The sequence below is a fragment of the Cypionkella sp. genome, assembly GCF_028290025.1.
In the GTDB taxonomy this organism is placed as follows: domain Bacteria; phylum Pseudomonadota; class Alphaproteobacteria; order Rhodobacterales; family Rhodobacteraceae; genus Cypionkella.
Genome location: NZ_JAQGKQ010000025.1, coordinates 1 through 13,285, shown reverse-complemented (window position 1 = coordinate 13,285; position 13,285 = coordinate 1). Strand labels below are relative to the sequence as shown.

The 13,285-nt window shown below is 56.1% G+C and carries 14 protein-coding genes; 8 read left to right on the top strand and 6 right to left on the bottom strand.

The window, feature by feature from the left end; all coding sequences use genetic code 11:
- Window positions 1–162 (top strand): polymer-forming cytoskeletal protein (locus JWS10_RS03365; protein WP_299504767.1); only part of this gene is annotated, 162 nt, incomplete at its 5' end.
- Window positions 163–217: 55 nt separating this feature from the next.
- Here the strand turns inward: JWS10_RS03365 and JWS10_RS03360 are convergent.
- Window positions 218–637, bottom strand: a complete 420-nt coding sequence (locus tag JWS10_RS03360) for a PaaI family thioesterase (RefSeq protein WP_299504763.1) — start codon at window positions 635–637, stop codon at window positions 218–220.
- A gap of 55 nt (window positions 638–692) precedes the next feature.
- Between JWS10_RS03360 and JWS10_RS03355 the strand changes: the two genes are divergently transcribed.
- The gene (locus JWS10_RS03355) at window positions 693–1,481 is read left to right on the top strand and encodes an enoyl-CoA hydratase (RefSeq protein WP_299504760.1); all 789 of its coding nucleotides are present in this window, start codon (window positions 693–695) and stop codon (window positions 1,479–1,481) included.
- 10 nt (window positions 1,482–1,491) lie between these two features.
- On the opposite strand, the gene JWS10_RS03350 is transcribed toward JWS10_RS03355, so the two are convergent.
- From JWS10_RS03350 to ctaA, 3 genes are read right to left on the bottom strand one after another with little or no spacing between them, the layout of a single operon-like run.
- Complete coding sequence (locus JWS10_RS03350; RefSeq protein ID WP_299504758.1) at window positions 1,492–2,670, bottom strand: MFS transporter; 1,179 nt, start codon at window positions 2,668–2,670, stop codon at window positions 1,492–1,494.
- On the bottom strand, window positions 2,667–4,145 hold the full coding sequence (locus JWS10_RS03345) for a carboxypeptidase M32 (RefSeq protein WP_299504756.1): 1,479 nt from the start codon (window positions 4,143–4,145) through the stop codon (window positions 2,667–2,669). The genes JWS10_RS03350 and JWS10_RS03345 overlap by 4 nt, the downstream gene beginning before the upstream one ends.
- Window positions 4,142–5,311, bottom strand: a complete 1,170-nt coding sequence (ctaA, locus tag JWS10_RS03340) for a heme A synthase (RefSeq protein WP_299504754.1) — start codon at window positions 5,309–5,311, stop codon at window positions 4,142–4,144. The genes JWS10_RS03345 and ctaA overlap by 4 nt, the downstream gene beginning before the upstream one ends.
- A 187-nt stretch (window positions 5,312–5,498) precedes the next feature.
- Here ctaA and JWS10_RS03335 point away from each other — a divergent pair, with 187 nt between their 5' ends.
- The 3 genes from JWS10_RS03335 to JWS10_RS03325 are packed head-to-tail and all read left to right on the top strand — an operon-like array spanning window position 5,499 to window position 6,905.
- Window positions 5,499–5,684: a hypothetical protein gene (locus JWS10_RS03335; RefSeq protein ID WP_299504752.1), complete on the top strand. Its 186-nt coding sequence runs from the start codon at window positions 5,499–5,501 to the stop codon at window positions 5,682–5,684.
- Window positions 5,684–6,541: an SDR family oxidoreductase gene (locus JWS10_RS03330; RefSeq protein WP_299504765.1), complete on the top strand. Its 858-nt coding sequence runs from the start codon at window positions 5,684–5,686 to the stop codon at window positions 6,539–6,541. Before JWS10_RS03335 ends, JWS10_RS03330 begins: the two co-directional genes overlap by 1 nt.
- 10 nt (window positions 6,542–6,551) lie before the next feature.
- Window positions 6,552–6,905 (top strand): hypothetical protein, encoded by a 354-nt coding sequence (locus JWS10_RS03325; protein WP_299504750.1) that lies wholly within the window; start codon window positions 6,552–6,554, stop codon window positions 6,903–6,905.
- 79 nt (window positions 6,906–6,984) lie between these two features.
- On the opposite strand, the gene JWS10_RS03320 is transcribed toward JWS10_RS03325, so the two are convergent.
- Window positions 6,985–8,133 carry a PHB depolymerase family esterase gene (locus JWS10_RS03320; RefSeq protein WP_299504747.1) on the bottom strand — a complete coding sequence of 383 codons (1,149 nt, stop codon included), beginning with the start codon at window positions 8,131–8,133 and terminating at the stop codon, window positions 6,985–6,987.
- A 21-nt stretch (window positions 8,134–8,154) separates the two neighbouring features.
- Window positions 8,155–8,577, bottom strand: a complete 423-nt coding sequence (locus tag JWS10_RS03315; protein ID WP_299504744.1) for a CopG family transcriptional regulator — start codon at window positions 8,575–8,577, stop codon at window positions 8,155–8,157.
- Between the two features lie 228 nt (window positions 8,578–8,805).
- On the opposite strand from JWS10_RS03315, the gene JWS10_RS03310 reads away from it, so the two are divergent.
- From JWS10_RS03310 to JWS10_RS03300, 3 genes are all read left to right on the top strand, one after another.
- The gene (locus JWS10_RS03310; RefSeq protein WP_299504741.1) at window positions 8,806–9,504 is read left to right on the top strand and encodes a ferritin-like domain-containing protein; all 699 of its coding nucleotides are present in this window, start codon (window positions 8,806–8,808) and stop codon (window positions 9,502–9,504) included.
- A gap of 302 nt (window positions 9,505–9,806) precedes the next feature.
- Entirely contained in the window at window positions 9,807–11,285 is a 1,479-nt protein-coding gene (locus JWS10_RS03305; protein ID WP_299504738.1) for an ATPase domain-containing protein, read from the top strand.
- A 29-nt stretch (window positions 11,286–11,314) separates the two neighbouring features.
- The coding region (locus JWS10_RS03300; RefSeq protein ID WP_299504735.1) for a hybrid sensor histidine kinase/response regulator at window positions 11,315–13,285 on the top strand (1,971 nt) is incomplete at its 3' end.

Here is a 13,285-nt window from a genome sequence, read left to right as displayed (position 1 = left end):
ACGGTTGAAGTCAAAGGCAAGCTGGACGGTCGCGTTGATAGCCAGACATTTACCCTGCGTGCAGCCGCTCAGGTTGCTGCGGACATCAGCTACACGACGCTTATCATCGAAAGCGGGGCCCAAATCGAAGGCCGATTTACCAAAGCCAAGGCCCAAGCTTAATCGACGCTAAAACTGATTTCAAGGCGCGCATGAATTTGCGCGCCTTTTGCATGAACTATCTGGCTGGGGGAATCGAATAAGTCAGGTTTGCCCGTGCAACGGGCTCATTCAAGCCTTGCGAAAATAACAGCACGTCGCCCACTGCCAAGCTGCGCCCCAGCTTTAGCACCCGCGCCTCGGCGAGCATATCGACGCCCGCCGCTGGCTTGCGCATGAAATCCAAGCTGCAGTTCGTTGTCACCGCCAGTGCTGCGGGGCCAATCCTTGCCAAGATCGCCAAATACATCGCGACGTCAGCCAGAGCAAAAATTGTCGGACCCGATACTGTGCCACCGGGCCGCAAGTGCTTATCTTGCACGCGTAAACGCAAGCAGACCCCCGCTTGATCCGCTCTTTCCACCGCGAAATCATCTGCCACCTGCGTAAACTCGCGAGTCAGAAACGCCTGCAACTCCGCTGCTGTCATCACGATCATGCTTTCCCCATAGGCTGTCCCGGCCTAGACTTTGTCAAACTGGATGGGGGATGCAATGAACAACGACATTTTGCTGCGCCAAGACTCAAACGGCATCGCAACGCTCACTCTCAACGCGCCTGTCAGCTTCAATGCGCTTTCCATCGCGATGCTAAACGCACTTCACACTGAGATTGCCCGCCTGCACATTGACCAAACCATCCGGGTCGTTATCATCAAAGGCGCGGGAAAAGCCTTCTGCGCGGGCCATGACCTTCGCGAAATGCAAGCTGCCCGGCAAAAACCCGACCGAGGCCGAAGCGCCTTCCAGTCCCTGTTCGCCCAGTGCGCCGAAGTTATGAATGCGCTGCAGAACTTGCCTCAGCCAACCATCGCTCAAGTTCACGGTATAGCCACCGCCGCAGGCTGCCAACTCGCCGCCACCTGCGATCTGGTCACTGCGGCCGCGGGCAGCCGTTTCGGCGTCAATGGCATCAACATCGGCCTGTTTTGCTCAACACCCATGGTCGCGCTTAGGCGCAAAGTACCGCCCGCCATAGCTTTCGAGATGCTCACAACCGGAGCTTTCATCGACGCCGCCCGAGCATATGAGGTCGGCTTGGTAAACCGCCTCACTTCGCCCGAAAGCCTTGAAGCTGAAACCCAAGCTCTTGCCGAAACCCTCGCGACCAAACTCCCTGCCGCCCTTCAGCTAGGCAAGTCAGTTTTCCGAGATACCGCCAGCTTCGATGCTCCCGAGGCTTACGCGCTCGCGTCCGCAACTATGGTCGAGAACATTCTACTGCCCGATACAAGTGAGGGGATCGCTGCGTTCCTTGAAAAACGCAATCCAAACTGGCGGTAATCGCGCACATTTACCGTCGCCGTAACAACCCCAAACCAATTGCCAGCCCCGCAAATGCCAACACCAGACAAAAACCATAGATCAAACTTGGCCCGCCAATGTGAAGCAACCCTGCCCCAACAGACGGCGCTGCGGCAGAGGCTAAAATCGGTGCCACGGCCACTGCCCCCGAGATCGTGCCAAAGCCCCGCCTCCCCAAAATATCCGCAATCAGCATCGGGCGCAGGATCGCCAAAAGCCCCGCCCCAGCCCCCTGCAACGCCGCAAACAAAAAGATCAAAACGGGAGCCGCCCCGGCAAGCCACAGCGCGACACCCGCCATAGCCACGCTGACAAGCGACCACATAGTCGCGCGCGCATTGCCGATCCGCGCACCCTGCAACAGCAAGGCCATCCGTCCCAAAACTTGCGCAGGCCCGATGAAAGATGCAGCGAACACTGACATGTCCGGTCCGGCACCGCGATCCGCGAACAGCATAAGCACGTAGGTGAGCAATATTCCGTGGTTCAACCAGATCATGCCGAAAACCGCAGCAATCGCCCAAAACGCCGGACGCCGCATCGCCTGGCGCAATGCGCCAGGCGCGACAGCAACCTCAATACTGCCCGCACGCTCCATCCGCCGCAAACTGCGCACCGCAAAGGCATTGATCGGAATTGCCAATAGCATCAACCCGGCAAAAGCAGTCAGCGCACCCTGCCCGCCCAATACCCGGCCCAAAAAGTCGCCCAATGGAAACGCTAAACTGCCAGAAAACCCTGCAACCAGCGTAACTTTAGTAATCGCGCCTCTGGCATCGCCGCCCAAACGCCGGGTCAGAAACGCAAAGCAAGACTCGTAAAGGCAGCAGGCTTGCGCCAATCCGATAACCGCCCAAATCGCCCAACAGATCAGAGGAGTGGCCGCCAGTCCTAACCCGGCGACACCCACTGCCGCCAAGATCGGCGCATAGGTCAGCATCTCACCGCCCCAACCGCGATCCACCCAGCGCCCGCTGAAGGGAGTCAGGGCTGCCATGACTAAAAATCCCAGCGTTGGACCGAACGCCAACTCGGCCACCGACCAGCCAGTGCCCGCCTGTAAATCCGGTAGCAGCGCAGGAAACGCATAATAGACGCCAGCGTAAGTTAAAGTCTGTCCAGCCGCCAACAACCAGACAGCCGCAGCTTGGCCGGAGAACCAGTTCACAACTGGTATAAATCCCGGAATTTGGCCTCAAGATAGTCGAGCAATGGCCCTTCGTTCGGCTCAAATCCGCAGGCATGCGCGATGGTATCTCGCGGATTGCGCAAACCACCGTACTGTTGCACGTTTTCGCGCAACCACCCCACCACACCGGAAGTATCGCCCATAGCCAACTGCGCATCCATATTCGGCAGAGCTGCCCGCATCGCCTTATTCAAACAGCCAGCATAGACGTTGCCCAAGCTGTACGTCGGGAAATAGCCAAACAGCCCTACCGACCAATGCACATCCTGCAATACACCATTGCTTGGCTTATCCACCACTTGCCCGAAGTCTGCTAGGAGCCGATCATTCCAAGCCGCCTCCATATCACCTACGGCAAGATCGCCGCGCACCAAGGCGCGTTCCAGATCAAACCGCATCATTATGTGCAGGTTGTAGTGGACCTCATCCGCTTCGGTCCGAATGAACCCCGCGTGGACTCGGTTTACAGCTTTATAAAATGCCTCAGGCCCGCTGACATTCAATGGCCCGAACCGCTCCAACATTTGACTATAGATCCAACCGGTGAAAGCCCGCCCGCGCCCGATCTGGTTCTCATAAATCCGGCTCTGGCTTTCATGCACGCCCATAGACACGCCATGCCCCAGCGGAGTCATGCCGAAATCCCGGTCAATCGCAAGCTCATAGCTCGAATGGCCAACTTCGTGGATTGTCGAATACAGACAGTTAAATGGATCGCTTTCCACCACCCGCGTGGTGATCCGACTGTCATCGCCGCCACCCGAGCTAAACGGATGCACCGCCAAATCAGTTCGCCCCCGGCTCCAGTCATAGCCAAACGCCGTTGCCACGTCGCGTGCCAGCCGTAGCTGATCAGCCTGTGGGAAGTTGCCCCTAAGTCCGACCGGAGCCATGGCACCTAAGATTTTCTCACGCAAAGCCACCAATCGCGGTCGCATTCGATCAAACATCCCGCCCAAGCTTGCTGCCGTCGCCTCGGGTTCATAATCATCAATCAAGGCGTCATAGAGATCGCCGCCGTCCGCCAAAGCAGCCGCCTCCTGCCGCCGCAGGTCGATCACCTGCTGTAACGTCGGCAGAAAGTCCGCCACCTTTTCCGCCGCCCGAGCCCGCGCCCAGATGCCCTGCGACACCGAGGTTACCCGCGCCAACTCTTGCGCCAGATCGGCGGGCACTTTCACAGCGCGCTTATAACTGCGATCAATCTGATAAAGCTGCGCCTTGGCGACCGCATCCGTGGCGTCGGCCTGCGCCAACCACTCGCCAATCTGCGGACTGCAGCGGCGAGCGTGCATAATGCCCTCCATCGCTGCCATTTCGGTGCCGCGCTGATCTGCCGCTCCGCTCGGCATCATGGTTTCTTGATCCCAGCCCAAACGCTCAGCAATTTTGCCCAAGGCTTCGGTGTCGCGCTGGTAGGCCATCAGATCGCTGTAAGCGGTGTTATTGGTCATAGATTTCCCCCTCGGATGGTGCCGGCCACCGGATACATCGACAAATGCCGCGCCCGTATGATCAACACCCACAAAACCACGGCACCGATTTGATGCGTGATCGCGACATGCGCCTGCGCCGCCGTCAACGCGGTGAAAATGCCCAACGCCACCTGCGCCAGCAACATCAGCATAACCGCATGAAACGCCCGCCGCGTCGCGCCATATGCCGAGTGTCGACCCCGCATCCAGACCAAGATGCCATAAGCGAACAGCAAATATCCCCACACCCGGTGGCTAAACTGCACCAGACCGGGGTTCTCAAAGAACGCGTGCCAGACAGGCAGAACGCCCCCGGAGCCATCCGGCACGTAAAACGCATCCGCCGGAAAAAACTGCCCGTTCATATCCGGCCAAGTTGGAAACGCCCGCCCCGCATCGATCCCCGCGACCAGTGCGCCAAGCAAAATCTGGGCGAACGCCACATGCATCAGGCCGGAAGCTTTCACCATCAACTTTCGTTCACCGCCACGCCGCGCCACCAAAAGATCGGTTTCGGATCTACCCAGCAGCAGTGCATACCAAGTGATCAGCCCAAGAATGATGAAAGCGAGCCCCAAGTGGGTCGCCAGCCGATAAGAAGCGACGTCGACCATCGCTCCGGTCAATCCAGACGAGACCATCCACCAGCCAATCGCGCCCTGTAAACCGCCCAACGCGCCGACTGCCAACAAACGCCCAGTCCATCCAACAGGGATTTTCTTGGCCAGCAAAAACCCAAAGAACCCAACCGCCCAAACCAAACCAATCACCCGGCCAAGTTGCCGATGTCCCCATTCCCACCAAAAAATTGACTTGAACTGATCCATCGTCATCGCAGTATTCTGCAACTTAAACTCCGGGCTGGCTTGATATTTTGCGAACTCGCTGGCCCAGTCGGCAGCGTTCAAAGGCGGGATCGCCCCGGTCACCGGCTTCCATTCCGTTATCGACAGTCCCGAGTCGGTCAGGCGCGTAAGACCACCCACCACGATCATCATAACGACCAAAGCAAAAATCGCCAAAAGCCATGCACGTATTCCACGTCGCGCGCCCTTGCCACGACCATCAATCAGCCCGCCCTTTGGCACCGAAACTGCCGCTCCTGCCGCGCCAACCTCTTCAAAAATGCTGCGTTTCGTGGCCATTAATGCCCCTCCGTTGCTTGCGCAGACACTAGGCCGCCCCCTACCCGGCTTCAAGGCCCGGCAAGATCGCCCGCCAGCGTCATTCGCGCGCACGACCCGCGTTCCAGCCTACTCGCAGGAAATTTGCGCCCTCTTGGGAACATCCCAGTGCCCCGCACGTTGATTATCTACACGAGGAGATTTTGTAATGTCCACTTCTGAGAAAAGCTCTAACGAGCAACTCCGGCGACCACAAAAGACCATCATAGACCAGCGCGCGCAACAGATCGACCCCGCAGGAGAGTTCCGTGAGGACGACAATCAGCGCCAAGATAGCAGCACCAAGCAACCGGGCGGGCTAGGCCAGCCTGACAAAACCGAGGGCAAACTATGATTCCTGAATATCCGAAGCCGCCTTTCCCGGAACAGAGCCAAAAAGTGCCAGGCAGCCTAGATTTAATGGACCCTCGCCCCGATCATGGTGAGCAAAGTTGGACTGGTTCGGGCAGACTGCAAGGCAAGATTGCGTTGATAACGGGAGGCGACAGCGGCATCGGTCGTGCGGTCGCCATTGCTTACGCCCGGGAAGGTGCAGATGTTGCGCTGGCGTATCTCAGCGAGTCAGAAGACGCGTCAGATACGGCCAGACTGGTCACTGAATCAGGACGCCGTTGCGTAAAGTTAGAGGGCGATCTTGCCGACCCTGAGTTTTGTCGCGACATCATCGCTCGCACCGTTGACTCGATGGGTGGCCTCGATATTTTGGTAAATAACGCAGCTCACCAAATGACCTTCGAGAATCTTGAAGATATCTCAGACGCAGAATGGCGCACGACATTCGCGGTCAATATCGACGCGATGTTTTACTTGGTCAAAGCTGCGGTTCCCCATATGAAGCCCGGTAGCGCGATCATTAATACCGCATCGATCAATTCAGATAAGCCCAACCCTAGTCTGCTCGCTTACGCCACGACAAAAGGCGCAATCCAAAACTTCAGCGCTGGCCTCTCGCAAATGCTTGCCGAGAAGGGAATTCGCGTAAACTGCGTGGCTCCAGGTCCAGTCTGGACTCCGCTAATTCCTTCCACCATGCCGCCGGAAAAAGTTGCACATTTCGGGGAGGATTATCCGATGAAGCGACCTGCCCAGCCTGTAGAATTGGCGTCGGCTTACGTGATGTTGGCTGAACCGATGTCTAGCTATATCTCGGGCGCGACAATTGCAGTCACCGGCGGAATGCCACTTTTATAGGAGGACGACAATGTCCGCTCCCAATACAAATCCGGAAAAACAAGCTCGGCAACACCGGGGGCCATTAATCGGTATGGCTCTGGCAGTTGCGATCGGAGTAGGGGCGATTGGCGTCTGGCTGCTCCATGAGGCGTCGAACGCGGACGAGCAGCAAGGCGAAGATACCGACATTCCAGCGGATGTCGAGACTGCGCCGCAACCTTCAACAAGCGTGTCCCCCACAGCACCAGGTACCCCAGAGGCCACTCCGCAAACGAACCAAAGCGCACCCACCATTCCGTCGCCAGCCACTGATGCTGCGCCGAATGATGGCGTCGAAGGCTCGAACGGCAACGCGACAACGCAGCCGCCGACAAATCCCTAAGCCGACATTCTAGGCGCTCACCCTGTCTCCTCAGAGACAGGGCGTTTTAGGTTCGTACCTGGGGCGGCGATCGGGGCTTCTACTGCATAAAAAACCGCAACATTTCACGCGAAGCATTTGGCCCACTCGGATCAGTATACGTGCCAATTGCCTGTCCTCCGGCCCACGCATGGCCAACCCCGTCAACCTGCCAATATTCTACCATACTGCGTCCATCATCGCGCTTGTGATCGGTCCGCTTGAATGCCCGTCCGCCACTGCTTTTGCCGGCTTTGGTGGCTGGCGTCAGCCCGGCAAATGTCGCGACTGCTTGGCTTTGGATCGCAGGCCCATTGCTCGGATGTACAGTCGCATCAGCGGACCCCTGAAAAATGATCGTCGGCACAGGGTTCTTTCGCACCATGCCCTTTGATCCTGATCGCATGGCCGAAAACGCAGAAGGAATGTCGCGGGCGGCCCCTATCGGAAGGCCAGAATGCACCCCGACAGCGTGAAATATCTCAGGGTAAGCCTCAGCGACAAGCAGTGCCATTGCCGCACCTGCCGACAAGCCAGCGATGTAGACCTGCGCCGGATCGCCATCAGAGGCACTTAGAACGTCTCGCGTGACTCCTGCGATGAGGGCAGGCTCTCCGTTCGCCCGCAACTGATCTTCGGGCCTAAACCAATTCCAGCATTTTTGAACGTTTGCCCGTGTTGGCTGCGCAGGATACACCACCAAGCAACCAAATTCTTCCGCCAAGGCATTCATGCCTGTTCCGGCGGCGAAGTCTTCGGGGGATTGCGTACAACCGTGCAGCATAACCACCACAGGCCGCGGCGATGTTGTAGATTTGCTGGGAACATAAAGCCGATAGTCACATCGGCCCTGCGCCGAGGCGTGGCTTAATGACAAAAACTTCGCGCCGTCCGGCACATCGACCACGGGTACTGGCTGGGTGGCCCTGCTTGATACCCGGCCTGCCGCCATTCGCTGCAAAGTTTCGGCAAGGCCCCCCGCCCGCTTTTCGTTGCGTCGCGGCTGCGCTTCGGCCGTTTCGTCAGGTGCGCCATTATCCAACCGGGTAAATTCACCGTCAATCGCAGCTTCGTTAGCAGTGCTGTCCTGTGGGTTAGGCTCCGCCCTGCCCTGCAATAGTGATTGGATCAATGCCGCAGCTTCGCTAAGCCGACCAGCTCTGGTCAGATCAGTAACTTTTGCCATGCCTGTGGTGATGCGCTTGTTCATGGATTTCTTTCGTGTTGCATATCAGAATATTCGGTCGGCCAAGGCCGCTTTGACCGCATCGCTCGCCTGTAATGCGCCTAGGATGGTTAGTGTAGAGATGGCTTCTCGCGCCAGTTCTGCCGGCACATCTGCCGCGATGACAGCAAGTCCCAGCACACGGATATCCAGCATCTGTCCCGCCGCCTTCGCCGCCTCCAGATCCCGTACTGAGATATGGCGCAGACCAAGATCAACGCTTCTTTGGCTGACAACCTGCTTCACTGTTTCGGCATGACGCTCCAACTGGTTGCGGATCGCCGTGCGGATAAAGTCGCTGCGGTTAGAATAAAAGCCAGCCTGGACAAGAAGTTCAACTTGTCCAAGGTCGACAAAACCTAAGTTTATCGTCAACTTTTCACTTTCCGAAGATTTCGGCTTTGAGACTGCAATCGGGGCTCGCGTCATACTTCCATCCGCAGACCATCTGTATGGATGGTAGTTAGCACGTCGAGGCCAGACTTCAAGTGCGCCACATCCTTAATCTTGTTTGAGGCAGGATCATCGATTGCCGGTATCGAATTGACGTAACGTGAGCAAAACGGATGGGGAACGTGTTGAGCAAGTCCGCGTTTGGAAACGTGCGCATTGCGTCGCCACACTTAATTATGATCTCTCAGTCAGTAAGGTGCTAAAATGGCTAATACGAAAGCAGAACCGAAACCAGAAGCAAAAACTACGCGTGGTACTCAGCCTAAAAATGGCGACCGCACCAAGCCAACTGCAGAATCGCGTCAACGCCGTGCGAAGTCGGTAGCCGCCCGCACTGCAACAAAACAAACCAAATCCGCGAAAGACACGCAGCAAGATCAAAAAGGTCTGGTTGATTTGCTCGAGCATGGATTGAAAGACATGTATTATGCAGAGCGCAAGATATTCCGCTCGCTGCCCAAGATGATCAAAGCAGCCGAGGATGCAGCGCTGGTTGACGCACTGACGGCCCACCGCGAAGAAACCCAAGGCCATATTGAAACGCTGGAAGCAGTTTTTGAGTCGATGGGACTGCGCCCCAAGGCAGAAAAATGTGACGCGATCGACGGCATTCTTACTGAAGCAGACTCCATTTTAGAAGATTTTGGTGGCAGCATGGCGGGCGACGCCGCAATTATCTTCTGCGCGCGTGCAGTCGAATTCTACGAAATTGCGCGCTATACCTCGATGATCGGTTTTGCCGATGCTCTTGGCCTTGATGAGGTGCATCAAAAACTTCAGTCGACGCTTGATCAGGAGACCTCCGCCGAGTCCAAGTTGACCGGTATGGCCGAAGGCAGCATCAACGCTGCTGCGTCCGAATACGATGACGATCTAGAAGTCGCTGAAAACGTCGCCGTCTGAGAAACGCGGCACTAACCAACTAACGGGGGCGAAGCCAATTTCGCCCCCGTGCATTTCGTCTGCTTCAATTTTCGCACCCAAACCACTGTGGTATCACCTTTCAGTGCATGCAGATGGTATTCAGTTTGTGATGACTCCCATTGGGTAAGCGCATCCGAAGTTAAGCAACCTGCTTGCAAACCGTAGAAAAGCGGGGGTCTTTTTTACCCCCGTCCGGCGGGATTTTACGGGAACCATTTGGCGCATTGGGCCGTTTGGTAACACGGTTTAGCTCTGATGGAGCAAGGCTAGAAGGATACCCAATGTCACAAAGCCGAATTCAAACGGGGACACCGGGCCTTGATCATGTATTGAGAGGAGGCTTAGCCCCTCACCGTCTCTACTTGGTCGAGGGCACCCCAGGCTCTGGAAAAACCACTCTGGCGTTAAAGTTTCTTATGGCCGGGCGTGACGTTGGCGAAAGCGGGCTTTACATAACATTGTCAGAAACCGAAGATGAATTGCGTGCAGTCACAGCTTCTCACGGCCTGAACCTCGATGGGCTAAACATTTATGAACTGTTGACTGAAGGTGAGTTTGCCCCGGAATTTGAACAAACTTTACTGCACTCCAGCGAAATTGAGTTGGGTGAAACCGTCCGCAATGTTATCAAACACGTCGAAGCCCTAAGCCCTAAGCGTGTGGTGCTCGACAGCTTGTCAGAACTTCGGTTGCTTGCGCAAAACCCACTACGCTATCGGCGTCAAATCCTTGCACTCAAGCATTTTTTTGCTAAATGCCAATGCACTGTTCTGGTGCTGGATGACCGCACTGCCGATCCAAACGATCTGCAACTTCACTCGATTGCGCACGGCGTAATTTCGCTGGAGCAAGCCGCAAATGACTTTGGCTCCGAGCGCCGCCGTCTGCGCGTCGTCAAAATGCGCGGCACAAAATACAGTGGCGGCTATCACGATTTCACCATTGATCACGGCGGTATCAGCGTTTTTCCAAGGCTGATTGCGGCCGAACACAAGCGGGATTTTACGCCACAAACAGTGACCACCGGTCTGCCGAAGTTGGACGATTTGCTCGGTGGGGGTTTGATATCCGGCACCAACGCGCTTTTGATGGGCCCGGCAGGTGTCGGCAAGACAACCACGGCCATCCGGTGCATGATGACAGCAATGCAGCGTGGGGAGGTGGCAGCCTACTTTCTTTTTGATGAGAGGCTTGCGACTTTGTTGACGCGTTCCAAAATGCTAAACATGGATCTTCAGCCCTACATTGACAGTGGCCAGCTCGTTTTACGTCAGATTGATCCTGCAGAAATGTCGCCGGGTGAATTTGCAAATGCCGTCCGCTGGGTTATTGAGCAATCAAACGCCAGCTTCATCGTCATAGACAGCCTGAACGCCTATTTGCAGGCGATGCCCAGCGATAACTTCCTAATCTTGCAAATGCACGAATTGCTAAGCTATCTCAGCCAGCAGGGCGTGGTCGCACTGTTGATTTTGGGCCAGCACGGAGTGATAGGCGACCTGCATAGCGACATAGATATCAGCTATCTCGCCGATACAGTGCTTCTGCTTAGGTTCTTTGAAGTAGAAGGATTAGTGCGCAAATCAATCGCGGTAATCAAAACCCGCACTTTGGCACACGAGCGCGCCATCCGCGAGTTTGGTATCAGCGCAAATGGCATCGAAGTGGGTGATCCAATTCGCAGTTTCTCAGGCATCTTAACCGGCGCACCAACTTTCTATCGTGATGAAAGTACGCCTCGAAGTTTGGTGGGCGAGTGACAGGCACACATCCCTCTTTTCCAGCCGCTATGAGATCGGCCGCAGCCCTCGACACCACTGTTGCCATCTTCGCTCCGCGCGGACGCGATGCGATTGTCGCGCGAGATTTGCTAGGTCGCGATGACATCTCTTGTGTGATCGTGTCTACCTTCTCAGGGCTCGTCGATTTGCTGCGCAAGCACATCGGCGCGGTGTTGATTACGGAAGAAGCGCTGGCCGACGAAGGGTTGGCTGCCGTTCAGGAAGTTCTTCTGGCGCAGCCATCATGGTCTGATGTGCCTTTTATCGTGCTCGCCGATGGTGCAGTTGAGGTGCGCTCAGCTTCCGCCCGAAATCAGATAGACGTTCTGCGAAATGCGGTTTTGTTGTCGCGCCCCCTTCATTCTGAAGAATTGTTGCGAGCCGTGAAATCTGCGCTATCAGCTAGGCTACGCCAGCATGATGCGCGTCGGCGAATGGAAGAAATTCGGCAAAGGGAAGCCGACTTGCGTGAAAGTGAGGCGAAGCTACACGCGATCACCAATTCCATTGATCAGATGGTTTGGTCAACGCGACCAGACGGACACCACGATTATTTCAATGACCGCTGGTACGAATTTACCGGCACCCCATATGGCTCGAGTGACGGTGAGGGCTGGAGCGATCTGCTGCATGACGATGATCGGGAAAGAACATATGTCGTATGGCTCGATTGCCTTACGACTGGCAGACCGTACGAAATCGAATATAGACTGCGTCATCGATCAGGCGTCTATCGCTGGGTGCTGGCTCGCGCCAAACCCGCGCGCAATACTTCCGGAGACATCATCAGGTGGTACGGCACTTGCACCGATATCCATGACGAGGTTTCCGAGCGCCAAGCGCGCTTTGACGCGCTGACCCAACAGCGCGACACGGCATGGGAGTTGTCGCAAGATTTGCTCTCCATAACCGACGCCGAGGGGCGTTTTACCGTACTAAGCCCATCGTGGTTGCGCATATTGGGCTACCAGATAGAGCAACTAATCCGTGCGCCAGCTTTACATTACGTGCATGCAGATGATCTTCAAAAAGCCACCCGAATGCTCGTTGGGCACCGTGCAGAGGGTGAAGTTGAAAAGGTCGAAATTCGCATGCGCCACCGCGACGGAAGCTACCGGGTTGTGTCGTGGCTGGCGACATCGAAGGGTGAAATGACCTACGCCTTTGGTCGCGATATCACAGAAAGTCGCGCGCGTGATGCAGCTTTGGCCTCTGCCGAAGCTGAACTGCGCCAAAGCCAAAAGCTCGATATGATTGGGCAACTGACGGGCGGCGTCGCGCATGATTTCAATAACCTTCTGATGGCAATTCAGTCGAGCCTGAATCTCCTGCGCAGGCGAATGCCCGATCTCCGTCCGGAGTTGCTGAATTTCATCGACAACGCTGTCTCTGCCACTGATCGCGGCGCTGCTTTGACACAAAGAATGCTCGCCTTTGCTCGCAAGCAAGAATTGCGCTTTGATGACGTCGATCTTGCGGAGCTGGTGCAAAACCTGCGCGAGTTGCTCCTACGTTCGGTTGGGCCCCAAATTGAGATAGAAATTATCTCGCCAATGAGCGTTCCAAAAGCGCGGGTTGACAGGAATCAACTTGAGATGGCGCTTCTCAATCTCGCGGTAAATGCACGCGATGCCATGAACGGCATCGGAAAGCTTAGTATCATAATCTCTGCGGCTTCTCATGCGAATATTGCCGGACTATCGCCCGGTCACTATGTCAGCGTTGCCGTTAAGGACACTGGCTCTGGGATGAGTGCAGATACCCTTGCTCGTGCGATGGAACCATTTTTCACCACAAAAGAGGTCGGCAAAGGCACGGGGCTTGGCCTGTCAATGGTTCACGGCTTGGCGAAGCAATCAAGCGGACTGCTATTGCTTGAAAGCGCCGTGGGTGCGGGAACCACGGCTACGATCTATCTGCCCGCCATCGAACAATGCGATGAGAAAGAAGAAACACCGGCCCCAAGCGATCCAGTTCCG